Source organism: Streptomyces broussonetiae (assembly GCF_009796285.1).
GTDB classification, from domain to species: Bacteria; Actinomycetota; Actinomycetes; order Streptomycetales; family Streptomycetaceae; genus Streptomyces; species Streptomyces broussonetiae.
Window position 1 is genome coordinate 7,364,158 of the sequence record NZ_CP047020.1, and the last position, 16,627, is coordinate 7,380,784.

Annotated in this window: 16 protein-coding genes and 1 pseudogene; 6 read left to right on the forward strand and 11 right to left on the reverse strand. The window is 69.9% G+C overall.

Annotated features, from left to right (window positions below; translation table 11 throughout):
- Window positions 1-120 precede the first annotated feature (120 nt).
- Window positions 121-738 (forward strand): sigma-70 family RNA polymerase sigma factor, encoded by a 618-nt coding sequence (locus tag GQF42_RS33795; protein WP_158926307.1) that lies wholly within the window; start codon window positions 121-123, stop codon window positions 736-738.
- A 271-nt stretch (window positions 739-1,009) separates the two neighbouring features.
- Here the strand turns inward: GQF42_RS33795 and GQF42_RS33800 are convergent, their stop codons facing one another.
- Window positions 1,010-2,308, reverse strand: coding sequence for a serine/threonine-protein kinase (locus tag GQF42_RS33800; RefSeq protein WP_158926309.1), 1,299 nt, complete (start codon window positions 2,306-2,308; stop codon window positions 1,010-1,012).
- Between the two features lie 610 nt (window positions 2,309-2,918).
- Between GQF42_RS33800 and GQF42_RS47760 the strand changes: the two are divergent.
- A pseudogene (locus tag GQF42_RS47760) lies at window positions 2,919-3,104 on the forward strand (AAA-associated domain-containing protein); the annotation flags it as partial.
- Window positions 3,105-3,155: 51 nt separating this feature from the next.
- On the opposite strand, the gene GQF42_RS33810 reads toward GQF42_RS47760, so the two are convergent.
- On the reverse strand, window positions 3,156-3,326 hold the full coding sequence (locus GQF42_RS33810) for a hypothetical protein (RefSeq protein WP_055495969.1): 171 nt from the start codon (window positions 3,324-3,326) through the stop codon (window positions 3,156-3,158).
- Between the two features lie 140 nt (window positions 3,327-3,466).
- On the opposite strand from GQF42_RS33810, the gene GQF42_RS33815 reads away from it, so the two are divergent.
- Complete coding sequence (locus GQF42_RS33815; protein WP_158926310.1) at window positions 3,467-3,640, forward strand: CsbD family protein; 174 nt, start codon at window positions 3,467-3,469, stop codon at window positions 3,638-3,640.
- Between the two features lie 267 nt (window positions 3,641-3,907).
- Here the strand turns inward: GQF42_RS33815 and GQF42_RS33820 are convergent, their stop codons facing one another.
- From GQF42_RS33820 to GQF42_RS33840, 5 genes are all read right to left on the reverse strand, one after another.
- Complete coding sequence (locus GQF42_RS33820; protein WP_267906185.1) at window positions 3,908-5,203, reverse strand: FAD-dependent oxidoreductase; 1,296 nt, start codon at window positions 5,201-5,203, stop codon at window positions 3,908-3,910.
- 40 nt (window positions 5,204-5,243) lie between these two features.
- Window positions 5,244-7,130 carry an ATP-binding protein gene (locus GQF42_RS33825; RefSeq protein ID WP_158926314.1) on the reverse strand — a complete coding sequence of 629 codons (1,887 nt, stop codon included), beginning with the start codon at window positions 7,128-7,130 and terminating at the stop codon, window positions 5,244-5,246.
- A 115-nt stretch (window positions 7,131-7,245) separates the two neighbouring features.
- On the reverse strand, window positions 7,246-8,187 hold the full coding sequence (locus tag GQF42_RS33830) for an alpha/beta hydrolase (protein ID WP_158926316.1): 942 nt from the start codon (window positions 8,185-8,187) through the stop codon (window positions 7,246-7,248).
- Between the two features lie 182 nt (window positions 8,188-8,369).
- A complete protein-coding gene (locus tag GQF42_RS33835; protein WP_158926318.1) occupies window positions 8,370-8,966 on the reverse strand; it encodes an NADPH-dependent F420 reductase in 597 nt (198 codons plus the stop codon).
- Window positions 8,967-9,008: 42 nt separating this feature from the next.
- On the reverse strand, window positions 9,009-9,827 hold the full coding sequence (locus GQF42_RS33840; RefSeq protein WP_158926320.1) for an inositol monophosphatase family protein: 819 nt from the start codon (window positions 9,825-9,827) through the stop codon (window positions 9,009-9,011).
- Window positions 9,828-9,964: 137 nt separating this feature from the next.
- On the opposite strand from GQF42_RS33840, the gene GQF42_RS33845 reads away from it, so the two are divergent.
- Complete coding sequence (locus GQF42_RS33845; protein WP_158926322.1) at window positions 9,965-10,873, forward strand: LysR family transcriptional regulator; 909 nt, start codon at window positions 9,965-9,967, stop codon at window positions 10,871-10,873.
- 296 nt (window positions 10,874-11,169) lie between these two features.
- Here the strand turns inward: GQF42_RS33845 and GQF42_RS33850 are convergent, their stop codons facing one another.
- On the reverse strand, window positions 11,170-12,279 hold the full coding sequence (locus tag GQF42_RS33850; RefSeq protein WP_158926324.1) for an FAD-dependent oxidoreductase: 1,110 nt from the start codon (window positions 12,277-12,279) through the stop codon (window positions 11,170-11,172).
- Window positions 12,280-12,403: 124 nt separating this feature from the next.
- On the opposite strand from GQF42_RS33850, the gene GQF42_RS33855 reads away from it, so the two are divergent.
- Together GQF42_RS33855 and GQF42_RS33860 are read left to right on the forward strand one after the other, a co-directional pair.
- Entirely contained in the window at window positions 12,404-12,997 is a 594-nt protein-coding gene (locus GQF42_RS33855; RefSeq protein WP_158926326.1) for a TetR/AcrR family transcriptional regulator, read from the forward strand.
- 136 nt (window positions 12,998-13,133) lie between these two features.
- Complete coding sequence (locus GQF42_RS33860) at window positions 13,134-13,295, forward strand: hypothetical protein (protein ID WP_158926328.1); 162 nt, start codon at window positions 13,134-13,136, stop codon at window positions 13,293-13,295.
- Between the two features lie 167 nt (window positions 13,296-13,462).
- Here the strand turns inward: GQF42_RS33860 and GQF42_RS33865 are convergent, their stop codons facing one another.
- The 3 genes from GQF42_RS33865 to GQF42_RS33875 form a co-directional block, all read right to left on the reverse strand.
- Complete coding sequence (locus GQF42_RS33865; RefSeq protein WP_158926330.1) at window positions 13,463-14,167, reverse strand: hypothetical protein; 705 nt, start codon at window positions 14,165-14,167, stop codon at window positions 13,463-13,465.
- 71 nt (window positions 14,168-14,238) lie between these two features.
- Window positions 14,239-14,586: a DoxX family protein gene (locus GQF42_RS33870; RefSeq protein ID WP_158926332.1), complete on the reverse strand. Its 348-nt coding sequence runs from the start codon at window positions 14,584-14,586 to the stop codon at window positions 14,239-14,241.
- On the reverse strand, window positions 14,583-16,616 hold the full coding sequence (locus GQF42_RS33875) for an acetoacetate--CoA ligase (RefSeq protein ID WP_158926334.1): 2,034 nt from the start codon (window positions 16,614-16,616) through the stop codon (window positions 14,583-14,585). Before GQF42_RS33875 ends, GQF42_RS33870 begins: the two co-directional genes overlap by 4 nt.
- Between the last annotated feature and the right edge of the window lie 11 nt (window positions 16,617-16,627).

Sequence of the window (16,627 nt, forward strand, 5' to 3'; positions counted from 1 at the left end):
AGCCGCGCACGCCCGTGCCCGGCCTGCACCCCATCACCGGTCCCACCGGGAGCGCCCGCAGCGCTGTTGCGCGCACCGGCCCGGAGACCGGACTCCTGATCCCGAGAAGGACAGACACAGGTGATCACTCCTGCCCTGCCTCCAGCACGTGAGCCATCGCGGACGAACTCGACGGAAGAGTCGATTACCGCCTGGGCGCTCGCCGCCCGCGGCGGTGACCCCGATGCCGTCGACCTGTTCGTTCGAGCCCTGCACCGGGACGTCCGCCATTACGTGACCTACCTCGGCGCCGATCCGCAGAGCGCCGACGACCTGACCCAGGACACCTTTCTACGGGCCCTGGGCAGCCTGCAACGGTTCGAAGGCCGCTCCTCGGCCCGCACCTGGCTGTTCTCCATCGCCCGCCATACGGTGATCGACAGCATCCGCTACCGCTCGTGCCGCCCCCGACTGTCGGACACCGACGACTGGGAGTCGGTCGTTGAGCACACCCAACCGTGCGACCTGCCCGGCTTCGAGGAGGGCATCGCCCTCGCGGAACTGGTGGACGCACTCCCCGACGACCGCCGCGAGGCGTTCGTCCTCACCCAGATGCTGGGGCTCCCGTATGCGGAAGCGGCCGACGCCAGCGACTGCCCGATCGGCACGGTGCGCTCCCGGGTCGCCCGCGCCCGTACCTCGCTGATCGAGTGGCTGGACGAGGCCGAGCGCGGCGCGCCGTTGGCCGTCGCAGCCTGACGGGCCGTAACGCGGAGGGCCCGGATCGCGGTGATCCGGGCCCTCTTGTTGAGCGTCCTGGCCCCTGAGACAGGGCGGCTGCGCGATGTCAGGCGAAGGCGGTCCTTCGGAACGCATTGCGCACGGCGGCAGCACCGACCACCGCCCCAGATGCCCCTTCGCGGTCGGCCGGGGTCAGATTCAGGGTGGTCCATGAGCTGGGTCTGAACATGTTCTGCGGGCCTGGGCCGGGAGGGGGAGTGTGTGCCGGGGGGAACCACCCCGGATCTCGTCAGTGATTTGCCTTGCCGCCGTGCTTGTCAGGCTTCTTGGGCTTCGGTTCGGCGTTGCCGGCCGGCTTCAGTGTCTCCTGGGCGGCAGGCTGTGAGGGAGAGGCGGAGAGTCCCGGTGCTGCGGGGGACGAGGAGACGGGCGTGGTCGGGCTGGTGGTGGTGGTGGTGGACGGATCGGCCTGCGGATCCTGCGCCGAGCCGGTGTCGGGTGAGAACCAGGCCATGCCGATGAGGAGTGCCACGGCGAACAGGGCGGCGGCGCCCAGCGCGGCCACGAGTCCGGAGCGGCGGAGGAACGGCAGGCGAGGGCGACGTGGCGCCGCTCGGTGCACACTCGTCCTCCATTCGGTGTCCGCCGCTGGGACGATGGTGCCTTTGGTGGGTGCGGTGGGCGGAGGCATCGCGGGCCCGGTGACCCTCGACCCGGTGCCGGGACGCGCGTCCCGGCGAGTGTGGTCCTGGTGTTCCTGTGGCAGGGCTTCCGGGGCACCGAGCCAGGCCCCGCTTGCGAACCAGGCCGCCACATCCTCTGCCGTGGGCCGTTCCTGGGGCTCCTTGGCCAACATACCGAGCAGGTAGTTCTGGAAGGCGGGTGGGAGGCTGACGCCGAGTTGCCGGGGCGTTGGAGGGACGGCGTCGAGGTGCTGATGCAGCACTGCGAGCGCGGAGTCCGCCTGGAACGGCGGCCTTCCGGTGAGGAGTTGGTACAGCACACAACCCAGGGAGTACACGTCGGAGGCCGGACCGGCGGTGCGGCCCAAGGCGCGTTCGGGCGCGAGGTAGAGGCTGGTGCCGACGATCTGTCCGGTGGCGGTGAGGGCGTTACCGGGGTCGTCGAGGAAGCGGGCGATGCCGAAGTCACCGATCTTCAGGGTGCCGTCCGCGTCCAGCAGGAGGTTGGCGGGCTTGATGTCCCGGTGGACGATGCCCCGGCGGTGGGCGGCGGCGAGTCCGTCCGCGGCCTCGGCGGCGATACGGGCCACCTGCTCGGCGGAGAGTGTTCTCTGAGCGGCGAGCAGCCCGGCGAGGCTGCCGCCCTCGACCAGGTCCATCACCAGGAACAGCCGGTTCTCGTACTCGCCGAAGTCACGGACACCGACGACGTGCGGGTGGCTGAGGCGCCCGGCGGTCTGCGCCTCCAGGCGGAAGCGGGAGGCCGCAGTGGGGTCGGCATCCTGGGGGAGCAACAGTTTCACGGCTACCGGTCTGCTCAACGTCTCGTCGAAGGCGCGCCAGACCTCCCCCATCGCTCCGCGCCCGAGGGCGTCCCCCAGCCGGTATCGGTCCGCTATCAGCACCGTGTCTCTTCCTCATGCCCGAAGACGTCTTGATCGCGGCAGGCCATGACTCACCGCGGGAGCACGGACGAAGGTGGAAGGATGCCGCAGCGGCCTTAGCGTACCTGCCCCGCGAGGGCCGCGTTCGAGGGTGAGACTCCCTTTGACAGGCGCCTGTCCGGTTGTGATGGCGTGCCATTTGTCAGGACACGTCGCGGAGTTGTGCATCGCTGCCGGTTCCCACCAGCTCCACTGTGCCGCCAGGAGATGCGTATCGATCGCGTCTACGACGTAGTGGTCTCAAGTGACCTCCTTTGCAAAAGTGTTGACTCCGTGATGCCCCCCTGCTGCTGGTGACACTTTTGGCGCGCGGCTCGCTGGACAAAGTGACCCGATCATGTGGGTCAGGGCGCCTGCTCTCATGGGGAGGCACGCAGGCGCCGTACGCAGGAGCGGTCCGGTTCCCCCCGTGCCGACCCGCTCCCGCGCCTGTACGGCGGCTCGGGCATTCCGCGTGGCAGTGGCGCCCGAGCCGCCGTCGTAGCGACGAGGACGCCCTTTCGACGTCGGCGGACTCGCCGGCCTGCTGGAGATACTCGTCGCGCGCGGCGGACGGGACGGCCTGGCGGAGATCTCCGACGAGCTGTGCCTCGAGATCGACGACCTGCTGCCTCTGGTCGACGCCGCCGTCTTGCCCGAACTCGCCCAGGTCGACGGCGCCGACATCGCCGTCACCGACGTCGGCCGGGAGTTCGCAGCCGCCGACGTCCTCACCGGCAAACAGCTCTTCGCCCGCCACACCGCCCAGCACGCCCGCAGGGCCCATACCGCGACGGTATGGGCCCTGCGGGCGTGCTGGGTGATCAGGTCACCATCGATACCAGCGGCCGCGACCACCACCGGCACTGGTGGATCGCATGACGAAACCGAGCAGCCACACGACCAGGACGGCGAGGGCCACCCACCAAAGGATCTTGACAGCGAAACCGGCACCGAAAAGGATGACTGCGAGAAGCAGGACCAGAAGCAGGGGAACCATAGTTATCGACCTCCTGCCCGCCCGTCTTCCCTGCCTTTTCTTCAATATTCGAGATCGGCACCTTGTTTATCAAGGGGAGGCAGGGGCACGAGCGGGTTACCGCGACTGCGGTCCCGAAGCTACGAGGAGGCGTTGTTCCTATGACTGCCAACGAGAAGGCGAAGGCGAAGACCGAGCAGGCCAAGGGCAAGGCCAAGGAGGCTCTGGGAAGCGCCATCGGCAACGACCGTATGGCCGCCGGAGGTCAGGCAGAGAAGAGCACCGGGGACGCCCGCGAAGCCAAGGAAAAGGCCAAGGACGCCTTCAAGCGCTGACCTCCGTGAACCGGAAAGTGGCCCCTTGTGAGGGGCCACTTTCCGGTTCGGTGGGGCCGCGCGTTGATCCGGCACCGTCGATTTCCTGCTCCGGCTGTCTGCGGCCGGCCCGAGAAGGTGGATTGCAGGTCTCCGCCGGAATCGTCTCGCTCGCGCGCCGATGATCTCGACAGGTCCTTCGTGACTGCTTCGGTACGAGCGAGGCCCTGCCCAAGCCCTCAGATCAGCTGGGGCCCGCCCCTGGGCCTGCATCGAGAGTGCTGCCCATCACCCTTCCCCGGACTCGTGCCGCCGGAACAACGCTCGCCCGAGCACAGCCGGCCGCATCAGCCTCGACGGCGGATCGAGGAGGGCCAAGACCCGGATGAGCTGGGCCGCGACTGTACCGTCGGTAGCCGCGGCGGCCATCAGCCGGCTCATCATGGCGCCCTGCAACTTCTGCGTCAGATGCGCAGGTTGCGCCGGCTCGCCGGCCATCCCCCACGGCGCGGTCAGAATACGCGTCGCCCGGGTGAAGAAGTTCGCGGCGACGTCGCGCCGGCCGGCTGAGAGCGTGTCGGCCAGCGCGCGGGCCTCCAGCGCCGCCACCGTCAGGCCCTGCGCGTTGACCGGGCTCAACGAGCACAGAGCGTCCCCGACGACGACCAGCCCGTCCGGAAAGCCGGCGAGCTGGTCGTACCGTCGCCACCGGCACGCGGGATAGCGGTACGCAACGACGTCGCTGAGCGCCTCGGCGGTCCTCAGCGCCGAGACCACGTCATCCGGGGCCGCCGCGGCAACAAACTCCGCGAATCCGGCCTCGTCGGTCGGTGGACGCGCGGCAGGACCCACCCCGGTGACGGTCAGTACGTGCTGGCCCTCCTCGACCGCCAGCAACAGCAGCCCGCGGCCGTCGGCCTTGACATCGCCGCCGATGAGCAGCGCCCGGTCGGGCTCGGGCGGGAGCCGGACAAGTCGGCTGGCGTAGGCGACGTCGACGTTGACGCGTTGTTCGGCCGGACGTTCGTATCCGAGTTGCTCGAGCCAGACCGGCGTGCGGCTGCCCCGGCCCATCGCATCGACCACCAGGTCGGCGTTCAACATCTCTTCGCTGCTGCTGGGCTCCTGCGGCAGGATGCGTACGCCGGTGATCCGCCGGTCATCGCCGATCAGCCCGACCACGTCGGCGCCGAACACCATCCGCAGGCCGCCCTGGGCGACCAGCCGCCGGCGCAAGTGGCGCTCGTAGAACGGCCGGGTGGCGTGGACGGCGTGCGCACCGACCGGCACCCGCGGCAGTTCCTTCCCGCCGAGGTGGAAGCGGTAGTCCGACAGCACATCCGCCAGAACCGCGCCATCGGCGCTCATCTCGTCGACCAGACCGGGAAAGATCTCGTCGACGACTCGCGCCCCGGCCGGAAGCAGGTTGTGGGCGTGCCGGCCCTGAGGGACGCCCCGGCGGTATTGGCTGGGGGCCGGGTCCTGGTCGACGACCGTGACCCGCCGGTAGAACTTGGTGAGCACTCCGGCGGTGAGGAGACCGGCGAAGCCGGCACCGAGGACGACTGCGTTTTCGTTTTGCATGAGACGTGATGCTCGACGCACCCTGCTGCCCAGAAACAGGTCAACCGGTGTCCACCGAGTGTCCGTAGACCTCGCGTTCCCACATCCAGTCCACGATGTGAGTCACGGCCGCATCCCGGTGCCGGCGGTAGGTGCTGAAGGACAGGTGCAGCGACTGGGCCACGCCCTCCTGCGGGCCGGCCGGGTGCAGAAAGGTGCGGTCGACCACCTCGAACAGGCCGCGGCGGTCGGCCCGCAACGGCTCGGCGGCCATCGCGAGGAGTTCGCCGAGTCCCGCGGCAGATGACCGAACGACGCGCGACCGCATCAGCGGATTGCGCCCCAGAGCCTGCGGCACGTGCAGATCGCGCAGCGCCGTGCGGACCGCCTCGGCGAACTCGACCTGGGAGAGAACGAGTTCGGCCGACTGCTCCTCCGCCGGCCGGGCCGGGGCACCCACCTCGCGGGCCGCGATGAGCTCGAGCCACTCGGCGAGGCCCGTGCGCCGCCAGTCGTGGACGAAGACCGGGAAGGTGGTATCCCCGATCGTGTACGCAGCCTCGGCTGCCGCCCAGAAGTCCAGATAACCGAGTGTCGGCCCCCACAACCCGGCATCCGCGTACGCCCCCACCAACGTCCAGGCCGAACCATCACGAGTGAGGATGTCGAGGACCTGGCACACGGCGAACAGAGTCAGCGACGGCGAGGACGCCTGCCCACGGTCACGGTCGAGGAAGAACCGCCAGGCCCGCACGTGCTCGCCGGGGCGTGCCGCGCCGTGCCGCCGGGTGTACTGCCACATGCTGTCGACACCCGGATCCACCCCCAAGTCCTCGGCGCACAGGTCGAGGCAGGCACCGAAGCCTTGCGGCTCCCCGGCCCGTCCGCGAAAGACCCGGAAGGCTCCGGGCTGGCGCCGCATCCAGTACGCCACCAGCTCGGCCTGTTCCGCCCCCTGAACCCGGGTCGTCATCTCAATGATCGGGGCCGTGTCTTCCGGCCGCAGCGCATCGATATGGTGATCGACCGGCCGTGCGGCCGCGACGTATGCCGCGAGCCTGGTCCGCGGGCAGGTCACGACGATGGCGTCGGCCAGGAGCCGTTGCTGCTCCCGTGCGTCCGGCGCCGAGCGGATCCGCGCGACCAAGTCGGCCCGCACCTGGTGATGCACCTCGGCGTAACGCTCCGGGTCGCGCCACCGCAGGTCGGCGTCAAGGACGTCGCGGACCATGTCGTGCAGGAACAGACCGTACGGACCCTCCTCGACGAACGACAACGTGCGCAGCCACGTGAACAGCTCCCCGGCGTTGTCGCCAAGCACGGATCGCAGGACGGTCTCGGTGACGACGTTGGCGTGCGCGCAGACTTCCAACGCAAGCCGATGGCGCGGACCCGGCACCTCGTCCAGGGTGCGGGTCAGCAAACCGCGCACCACGTCGGGCAGGTCCCCGAGCGTGCGCGGCAGTACGCCACCGCCCCGCCGCACCGCGTCCACGAGCATGGACAGGGTGAGTGGGTGGCCGTGGCTGATGTCGAGCAGGTGCTCGTGGAACTCGGCGGGGACGTTCTGTCCCGCCAGGTAGGCGCGGCCGTCGCGCGGCGCGAGGTTGCGCAGCGCGACGACCCGGATCAGCTCGCGCCAGGCGGGGTCGGCCAACCATGGCGACGAGGGCGGTCGTCGTGCCGCGATGACCACGACCGCGTCGGCGGGCAGCGCGGGCAGGAACTCGTCCCGTACCCAGTCGTCGATCGGGGCGAGCAGCTCGTAGGTGTCGAGGAGCAGCACCGCCCGGCTGCCGATGGAATGCGCTTCAAGGGAACTTGGGACCGGCGGCACGTGGCGGCCGTCGATCGTGATCGGATCGGCGCCCGCAGTCACGGCGACATCGGCCAGGACATCCAACAGTGCGCTCTTGCCAATGCCGCCGGGACCGTGAAGAAAAAGCACGCCTCCTGCGCCCAGCAGCGACCGGAACAGCTCGATCTCACCGGTGCGCCCCGCAAAGGCACGCCGTCGTAGCTCACTCAGCCGCTGCCTGATGATCGTCACAACGGTGGGCGGGTCAGTCGTTGAACGCCGTGGCCACGGCATCTCCGAGCTGATTCAAGACGTCCCGTGAAAGCTGCACCGACCCGGTGAACGAGAAGAAGGCGTGGGTGGCACCCTTGACCGGGAGGTGCGTGACCGCCACGCCGGCGTCGGCGAGCTTCTGCGCGTACCGGTCGCCCTGGTCCCGCAACGGATCGTGTTCGGCGGTGACGATGACGGCGGGAGGAAGCCCGGCCAGGTCGTCGGAGCGCGCCGGCGAGACGCGCGGGTCGGCGCCTTCGTCGGGCGTGTTGAGGTAGAGGCCCCAGAACCATTCGAGCCAGCTGCGGCTCAGCACCGGTCCGGCCATGTTCTGATACATGGAGGGGCTGTCGTCGAACCGGTCGACCGCTGGGTACGCCAGTACCTGCAGTGCGATGTGAGGTCCCCCGCGCCGCTGCGCTTCCTGCGCGAGGGCTGCGGCGAGGTTGCCGCCGGCGCTCTCGCCGAACACCGCAATGCTTTGCCCGTCGCCGCCGAAACTTCCGGCGTTGGCCGCGACCCATGTCAGGGCGGCGTAGGCGTCTTCGATCCCTGCCGGGAAGCGGTGTTCGGGCGCGAGCCGGTAGTCGACGGAGACCACGATCGTGCCGGAGCGGTTGGCCATGATGCGGGCGATGTGGTCCTGGCTGTCCAGGTCTCCGAGCACCCATCCGCCGCCGTGGAAGAAGACCGTCACGGGCCGCGGCCCGGAGCGCGGGAAGGTGGCGGGGGCGTAGATGCGGATGGGGACCTCGAGTCCTTCGGCGGTGGCCACTGCATTGTGCACGCTGCCGACGGGCTCGACGTCGCCCGCGAGGGTGGAGAAGCTGCTCACGAGGTCGCGGTTCTCCGCGACCGTTCGACTCTCCGGTGCCGGTTCGCCTCCTTCGGCCAACTTCTCGAGCAGGGCATCGATCTGGGGGTCGAGGGACATGATGAGGACCTTCCTGGAGCTGGCGAAGCGACACGGATTGGAATGACTGTTCCCATCTCTACAGGGCGCAGGAGTGGAGCAGCGGCAGCGTGATGCCGTCCGGCGCTGAATCGCCGGCCCTGGCTGCGCTGTCGTATCCGTTCTGGATGTGGGCCCGCAGGGAGCGGTGCACTGAGTGCGGATCAGCGGGCGATCGAGATCGCGAAGGGTGCGAATCCGCTGGACCGCATCACGTGCGGGACGAAAAGTATCGCGGCCTCGGTGGCGCGGGCGGTCTGGATTCCGCCGAGGTCGATGACCCACTTGTTGTGCCAGCCGAGGTCGGTGAGCAGTTCACGGACGGTCTGCTTGGCCTGCGGGTCGTCACCGGAGAGGAACGCGGTCGGTGGCTGGGTGAGCGTGGCCGGCGCGGTCATCACCGGGAAGAGCATGGTGTTGAGAGTCTTGACGATGTGGGTTTCGGGGAGGGCGTCCTGGAGTTGCTCGGCAAGGCTTGAGCCGGGGTGGATCAGGTCGGCGGGCAGTCCGTCCGGTCCGTCGACGGTGGCGTTGGAGACGTCGACGAGGATCTTGCCGCGTAGTTCCCCCCGTAGGGCGGCGAGCCGGTCCAGCGAGCCGGCTCCCGGGGTGGCGTTGATGACGATCCGGGCTGTCCGGGCAGCGTCGGCGGCGGCGCCCGGCGTGCGGTCCGCGACGGTCACCTCATGCCCTGCCCGGGTGAGGGCTGTGGCCAGGTTGCCGCCGACGCGGCCGTTTCCGAGTACTGCGATCGTGGTCATGGTGATGTGGCCCTTTTCGTGGGTGCGGGTCGTGGTGCGCGGTCAGCGGGAGAGCGTGGCGACGGCCTGGGCATGGATGCCGGGGGCGGCGGCCAGGAGGCTTTCGCTCTGCGGGGTCCAGGGGCGGCCCCGGGCGTCGGAGATCTGTCCGCCGGCCTCGGTGACGAGCAGCGCGCCGGGGAGCAGGTCCGCGCGGGCGCCGGCGAACTGCCAGAAGGCGTCGACGCGGCCGGCGGCCACATTGGCCAGGTGCAGGGTCGCGGGCACGGCGGTGCGCACGACGAGCGCGTCGAAGAGCATCGCGGTGATCGAGGAGCCGACGCGCCGCACGACCTTCTCGTCCTCGTCCGGCCGGGCCTGGCTGGTGGCCACGATGCTCAGGCCGAGGTCCGTGCTCTGGGAGACGCGCAGCGGCCGGCCGTCGAGGTGGGCGCCCGCGCCGGTGAGCGCGGTGTAGGTCTCGCCGGTCAACGGCAGGTGGACCGCGGTGAGCACGGGCCGGTTGTCGCGCACGAGGGTGGCGGTCACCGCCCACTCCGGCAGGGCGTGCAGGTGGTTGACGTTGCCTTCGGCCGGATCCACGACCCACCATTCGCCGGGCGGCAGCGCCCCGCCGTCCAGCTCGTCCTCCACCCACCCGGCGTCCGGGCGCAGGCGCGTGAGGCGGGGGCGCAGGATGTCGAGGGCCCTGTCGTCGTTGAAGGCGAGGGCGCGCATCAGCTCTTCGCGGGTCTGGTAGCGGACCACCTCGCCGAAGCGCTCGCGCAGCGCCGAACCGGCCTCACGCACGGCGTTCGCAGTCTGGGCGAGCAGGTCGGCGTCGAGGGCGGCGACGTCAGTGGTCTGAAGCGTTTCGGACATGGTGAATTCCCTTGTGAATAGGGGGTGATGAGGCCGTTCGAGTCGAACTGTGCGCTTCGTTCAGCGCTCTGGTCTCGAAGGTATACAGCCCCTTGATTAACTTCAAATGCATGTCAGGCACGGCTAGGATTACTCTCATGCAATTGGATTTGAATCTGCTGGCCGCGCTCGACGCGCTGCTGGAGGAGGGAAGTGTCGCCGGGGCGGCCGCACGCATGCATGTCACCGCCCCCGCGATGAGCCGGAGTCTGGGCCGAATCCGTCGCACGACCGGGGACCAGATCCTGGTGCGCACCGGCCGCACGATGACCCCGACGCCGTATGCGATCGCCGTCCGGGAACAGGTGCACGAGCTGCTGCACCAGGTCCAGGGGGTGCTGGCACCGAGCCGTGAACTCGATCTGGCAACGTTGGAGCGCACCTTCACACTCCGCTGGCACGATTCCCTGGTCGCCTTGGGCGGCCCCGCGCTGCTCTCGGCCGTGCGCGGACAGGCGCCGGGCGTGCGGTTGCGCTTCGTCGCGGAATCGAGCATTGACACCCCCGAGTTGCGGCGTGGAGAGGTCGACCTGGAGGCGAACGCCAACCGGCCGGGCGCACCGGACGTTCGTGCCGAGAAGGTGGGCGAGACCCGCCTCGTCATCGTGGTGAGGCAGGGGCACCCGCTCACTCGTGTCAGGACCGTCACCGCGAAGCGGTACGCCGCCGCTGAGCACGTCACCGTCTCGCGACGTGGAAACCTCAGCAATGCCCTCGACGACGCCCTCGCGCGGCTCGGTCTCACCCGCCGCGTGGTGGCGACCGCACCCACGGAAGCTGCCGCGCTGGAGTTCGCGCGCGGCTCCGATCTCCTGATCAGCGTCCCTGAAGCCACCGCGCGGTCCGCGGTTGCCGACCTCGGCCTGGTCGTGCTCCCTCTCCCGCTCGAACTGCCGTCGGCGCCCATATACCTGTCGTGGCATCAGCGCTACGACACCGACCACGCCCACGCTTGGCTGCGCGGGCTGGCGCGAACCGCGCTGGCCATGGGCGGAGCGTCGTCGTAGCCGGCGCCGGCCGGCTGCTTCACCCATACGTCCAGGCGGCCACCTCGATGCCGCACGGCCGGCCGCCGTGCGGACCCGTATCAGATCTTCAGTCCCCGGCGGTAGGCGTACACGACCGAGGTGAACGGGGCCGCGAAGCCCGAGCTTGCCGAGAAGGCAGGACACGAACGTCTTGACGGTCTCCTGGCCGTCCACCCCCATGCTGCGCAGGCCGTGGGGTGGCCGGAGCGACGCCTGCGGCTCACGATCGCTGACCTGTTTGCCCTGCTCGGTCAGTCGGTCGGATACAAGTCGCTTCAGGAGGCCGTCGCGGGAACGAGGTGGTCGAGTCCTTTCGCACTCCCCGTCGCGGCCTCGATCGAACGCGGCAGCATGATGCCCTCGTAGGCGCGGACGGCGTCGTCGACGCTGGACTCGGTGACCAGTGCGTGGGCGAGGTCGGCGCCGTCGAGCATGGCGAGGTTGGCGCCCAGCCCGACCGGAGGCATCAGGTGCGCGGCGTCGCCGAGCAGCGTGACGCCGGGAACGTTATCCCAGGTGTGCGGGGCGGGCAGGACGAACAGGGACCGGTGGATGAACCCGTGGTCGCTGTGGCGCAGGATGTAGCGCAGGCTCTCGTCCCAGTCGTCGAACAACCTCAACAGATATGTCCGCACGGCCCGCTGGTCGCCGAGGTCGACACCGGCGGCCTCATGCCAGTCCCTGGGCGCGCGGAGGGCGATGTAGGCGCGGATGTGGCCGTTGCTGTTGCGTTGGGCGACCAGGGACCTGCCGGCGCCCTTCGCCAGCATCGATCCGTTGCCGACCAGCCGCGCGAGGTCGCGATGGCGGGTATCGCAGTCGTCGAACCCGGTCTCGACGAAGGTGACGCCGGTGTAGCCGGGTACGGCGGGCGACAGAGCCGGGCGCACGCGTGACCAGGCGCCGTCGGCGCCGACCACCAGGTCGAAGTCCTCGGCGGTGCCGTCACCGAACAGCAGCCGGCAGGTGCCGTCCGCCAGCGGGGCGACGCCGGTGACGGCGCGGTCCCACCGCACCGTGCCCTCGGTGATCGAGTCCAGGAGCAGGCCACGGAGTTGGCCTCGGTCGATCTCCGGCCGGCCGCCGTCGGCGGACGGCCCCTGCTGCGCCAGGAGGGCGGCGGTGGCACAGTCGAGCACGCGCCACTCGTCTCCTTCGGGGCGGGCGAGGGCGTGGAACCGGTCGAGGACCCCTGCCGCCCGCAGGGCGGCCTGGCCGGTGTCGGGATGCATGTCGAGGGTGCCGCCCTGCGGTCGGGCGTCGGCGGAGGCTTCACCTTCGAAGACGGTGACGGACCGGCCGTGTTGCTGCAGGACTCGGGCGCAGGTGAGGCCGCCGAGGCCGGCGCCGACAATCGCGATGCGCGGATCACGAGCAGAGTTCATGGGAGTGTCCCTCGGGAGGTGGGTGAGTTGCCGGGAGGCCCGGCATCACCAAGAAAGCACACTCGATAAATAAGCGCAATGACTAAACTTTTACAGCGACTGCACTTCGGGGTACGGTGGGCGAGTGACCGAACCGACCGGGCGCCGCGAGCGCAAGAAGGCCCAGACCCGCCAGTCCCTGGCCGACGCCGCGCTTGAGCTCTTCCTCGAGCGCGGTTACGACCAGGTCGGCGTCAAGGACGTCGCCGACGCCGCAGACGTCTCGGTGACCACCCTGTTCAAGCACTTCTCCGGCAAGGAAGCCCTGGTCTTCGATCAGGACGACGACCTGGAAGCAGCACTCGTCGCCGCCGTGCGCGAACGCCCCCCGGGCCAGTCGATCCCACAGGCTCTGCGCGAGCACATCCTGCTGAAACAGGCCCAACTCGCCGTCCATGCCTCGGACCCGCGGTTCGCCGACTTCACGCGCCTGGTGCAGGAGACCCCTGCGCTGCGCGACTACGCCCACCGCATGTGGACGCGCCACGAAGCGGCCCTGGCCAGGGCCGTCGCCGAGGCGGTGGGTGCGCCCGAGGACGACGTCAGCTGCGCCGCCCTGGCCCGTTTCGCCCTTGAGGCCCGCAGCCTCATCCTGCGGCACGCCGAACCGCGCCGAGCTGCCGACGAGGCCTTCGCGCTGCTCGAACACGGCTGGGCAGCCTCTCATCCGAGCAACTGACCGGGCTGCCAGGCACCCCGCTGTGCGCGGTGGCGGTGCGCGCTCGGGAGCCTCGGTGAGGCCTTCCGCGAGGCGTCACATCGCGCTGCATCGGGGGTTCGGCGCGCGGAGGCCGGCGCCGGGGTCTGGATCCCCGATGAACCTGCAAGTGACGCTGCCGGACCGGGAGGTTGGCCTCCCATCCGTCGAGGAACCGTTCGAATCCGCGCTCGGCCCTGTCGGCAGCGTGGGGAAGCTCGGCATCACGAACGACCCTGGCGAGGAGTGGATGGCGCCCGCTCTTGACGACTTTGTCTAGGTAGGGCGCATGGGCGTCCATCCATTGCTGGATGCCGACCCCGGAGCGTCGGACGGCTTCCTGCTGGGCGAGCTCGCCGATGGCGTAGCCGCGGACGAACGCCTGCAGCGCGTCGACAATGGTGATCATGACGTCGATATCGAAGCCGAGGAGGACGGACGGCGATATCAGCGGCTCGTGTCGGCGTCCCCTTCGTCATTCGGAGGGTCCTTCTGTCTCCTGCCGCCCGGAGGGGAGCCGTCCCCGTGCTCTTCCAGCAGCTCGAGGAGCGCCGCATCCGCTCTCCTCCGGTCTTCCTTCGTCAGCTCGAGCGGTGCGTTGTTGTAGACGGTGTAGCGGTCTGGATCGATGATGTTGGCGGCCCTCAGGATGAACGTCAGCAGGGGGCGCCAGCCCTTGCGGTGGCCGACTCGCACCTGTATCTGGGCCTTGTAGTCACGGGCCTCCGGGATGAATCCGGAGAACGGTGCCTCGAACTCGATGAAGAGCTGTTGCGCTTCTCTGCCGGGCACGACGAATCCGGCCGGCAGCTTCGTCTCCTCGTCCGGCCCCGGCTGGAGGCGGCACGGGGAGGACACCCACAGCAGTGGCAGATGGGAGGCGGGCTCATCAGGGAAGGTCAGGATGAGGTCCTGCACGACGATCGGCTTGGGGCCGGTGTTGTGCAGGATGAGCGGAAGCCGTAGACGTGCCGTGGAACCGTGGACGATCGCCGCAAAGACATGAGGCTCCCACGCCTTCAGGCGCCCCTGTCGGGCGTGGAGCCACCAGAACGACGCGACGGTGAAGAACAGTGCGCAGGCTGATACGACACTGGCGCCGGTAAGCGATGAGGACGCGGTCTGATCCGCCGCGGCCATCAGCGGAACCACAGACCCAGTCTGCCAGTCCCCCGGTGGGCCCGCTCACAGGACGAGTGGCCGCCGGTCCTCCCCGGAACGGATCACAGCTCGGCGAGGAGTACGAGATACCAGGCGACCAGGGCCGCGCACGCCACCGCGGGGACGAGCTTGCGCACCCCGTCGCCCTTGCGTACGTGCGTGGCCACGGCACCGGCGAGCAGCACCAGCAGCCCGGAACCCGCCAGGCCGCCGCACAGGGGCACGACCGGGCCGAGCGCCACGCCGAGGGCACCCGCCAGCTCCAGCGCGCCGATGACCCGGTAGGCCGCGGTGGTGAAGCCGGCGTGGGCGGCCAGCTCGGGCATCGGCCCCAAGGCCAGAATCTTGGCCACGCCCAGCAGGGCGAAGATCAACGCGATGAGACAGGTCAGTGAGGCGGAGAGGATCACGAGGCGCCTTCGAGGGTGTGCGGGCGGCGGGCCCGGCGGCGTTCGGCTCCCAGGCCGGCGAAGTAGGCGATCAGGTCGGGGTTGTCGACCGCGGAGGGATTGAGGACCTGCTCGGCGCGGGTGCCCTGGAGGAGGCGCTTGACGGGGACCTCGAGCTTCTTGCCGGTCTTCGTGTGCGGGATGGCCGGCACGGCGAGGATCTCGTCGGGGACATGGCGGGGTGAGGCGCCGGTGCGGATCGCGTCGCGGATCTTCTCGCACAGGGACTCGTCCAGGACGGTCCCGTCGGCGAGGACCACGAAGAGCGGCATCCAGTAGCCGCCGTCGGGTTCCTCTGCACCGATGACGAGGGCCTCGGCGATCTCAGGGAGGTGTTCGACGATGTCGTGGATGTCGGCGCTGCCCAGGCGCACGCCGTTGCGGTTGAGCGTGGCGTCGGAGCGGCCGTGCACGATCACCGAGCCGTGGGAGGTGTGGGTGATCCAGTCGCCGTGCCGCCACACGCCCGGGTAGGCGCTGAAGTAGGCGTCGCGGTAGCGGCTGCCGTCGGGGTCGTTCCAGAAGTTCAGCGGCATGGACGGCATGGGCCGGGTGACGACCAGTTCGCCGACCTGGTCGACGACCGGCCGGCCCGCGCCGTCGTACGCCGCGAGCGCCACGCCGAGGTTGGGTGCCGACAGTTCACCCGCCCACACCGGGGTGGTGGGGGCGCTGCCGGCGAAGCCGGAGACGACGTCCGTGCCGCCGCTGGTGGAGGCCAGCTGGACGCCCGCGCCGACGTGGTCGCGGACCCAGGGGTAGGCGGAGGCGGGCAGGGCGGAGCCGGTGCAGCCGATGACGCGGATCGACGACAGGTCGTGCACGGCAGCTTCGATGCCGAGTTTGGCCATGGCCAGCAGGTATTGGGGGCTGGTGCCGAAGACGGTGACCTTGTGGCGGGCCGCCAGCTCCCACAGGACGTCCGGGCGCGCCACCGGCGCGGGGCTGCCGTCGTAGGTGCAGGTGGTGGCACCGGTCAGCAGGGTGGAGACGACCAGGTTCCACATCATCCAGTGGGTCGTGGTGTACCACAGCAAGCGGTCCCCGACGCCCAGGTCGCAGTGCAGGCCGAGGATCTTGAGGTGCTCCAGCAGGACGCCGCCGTGCCCGTGGACGATGCCCTTGGGCAGGCCGGTGGTGCCGGAGGAGAAGACGATCCACAGCGGGTGGTCGAAGGGCACCGGGGTGATGGTGAGGTACTCGGCGCGGGTGGCCGCGTCCTGCCAGGGAACCGTCAGTCCTGCGGTGCGGGTTTCGGGCCGGGCGAGGCCCGTGTGGTTCACGAGGACCGTGGCCTTGAGTGTGGGCAGGGCGCCGGCCAGCTCGAGTGAGGCTGCGCGGCGGTCGTGGGTGGTGCCGTTGAAGAGGTAGCCGTCCGCGGTGATGAGCACGGTGGGTTCGAGCTGGGCGAAGCGGTCGGCGGCGGCCTTGGGTGCGTAGTCCTGGCCGCACACGGACCACACCGCGCCCAGGCTGGCGGTGGCGAGGAAGGCGATGACGGCGTGGGGGGTGTTGGGCAGGTAGCCGACCACCCGGTCGCCCGTTCCGACGCCGAGGTCGCGCAGGGTGGCTGCGACGGAGGCGACCTGGGCGCGTAGCTCCCTGCCCGTGATCTCGTAGCTGGCTCCGGTCTCGTCCAGTGCGGTGATCGCGGGTGCGTCCGGATGCAGGTTGCGCAGCGCGTGGTGGGCGTAGTTGAGGGTGGCGCCGGGGAACCAGCGGGCGCCGGGCATGGTCTCCTCGTCCAGCACCCGCTCGTACGGAGTGGTCGCGTCGATGTCGAAGTACCTCCACACCGCCGCCCAGAAGCTCTCCAGGTCGGTGACGGACCAGTGGTGCAGGGACTGGTAGTCGGTGGGGTCCTGGAGCCCTTCGGCGTGATGGTGCCGGGCGGCCCAGCGGGCGAAGTCCGCGATGCGGCTGTTGGCGGCCGCCTTCGGGTCCGGCGGCAGGAAGGGCTCCGGATACTGAGTGGCGCGCGGGGTGGTCATGGTGCGGTGCT

What these genes read in the sequence shown, in the direction of transcription:
- GQF42_RS33810 (WP_055495969.1), bottom strand. Translation starts at nt 3,326, where the DNA reads ATGGTTCCCCTGCTTCTGGTCCTGCTTCTCGCAGTCATCCTTTTCGGT.
- GQF42_RS33815 (WP_158926310.1), top strand. Translation starts at nt 3,467, where the DNA reads ATGACTGCCAACGAGAAGGCGAAGGCGAAGACCGAGCAGGCCAAGGGC.
- GQF42_RS33820 (WP_267906185.1), bottom strand. Translation starts at nt 5,203, where the DNA reads ATGCAAAACGAAAACGCAGTCGTCCTCGGTGCCGGCTTCGCCGGTCTC.
- GQF42_RS33830 (WP_158926316.1), bottom strand. Translation starts at nt 8,187, where the DNA reads ATGTCCCTCGACCCCCAGATCGATGCCCTGCTCGAGAAGTTGGCCGAA.
- GQF42_RS33835 (WP_158926318.1), bottom strand. Translation starts at nt 8,966, where the DNA reads ATGACCACGATCGCAGTACTCGGAAACGGCCGCGTCGGCGGCAACCTG.
- GQF42_RS33840 (WP_158926320.1), bottom strand. Translation starts at nt 9,827, where the DNA reads ATGTCCGAAACGCTTCAGACCACTGACGTCGCCGCCCTCGACGCCGAC.
- GQF42_RS33845 (WP_158926322.1), top strand. Translation starts at nt 9,965, where the DNA reads ATGCAATTGGATTTGAATCTGCTGGCCGCGCTCGACGCGCTGCTGGAG.
- GQF42_RS33850 (WP_158926324.1), bottom strand. Translation starts at nt 12,279, where the DNA reads ATGAACTCTGCTCGTGATCCGCGCATCGCGATTGTCGGCGCCGGCCTC.
- GQF42_RS33860 (WP_158926328.1), top strand. Translation starts at nt 13,134, where the DNA reads ATGAACCTGCAAGTGACGCTGCCGGACCGGGAGGTTGGCCTCCCATCC.
- GQF42_RS33875 (WP_158926334.1), bottom strand. Translation starts at nt 16,616, where the DNA reads ATGACCACCCCGCGCGCCACTCAGTATCCGGAGCCCTTCCTGCCGCCG.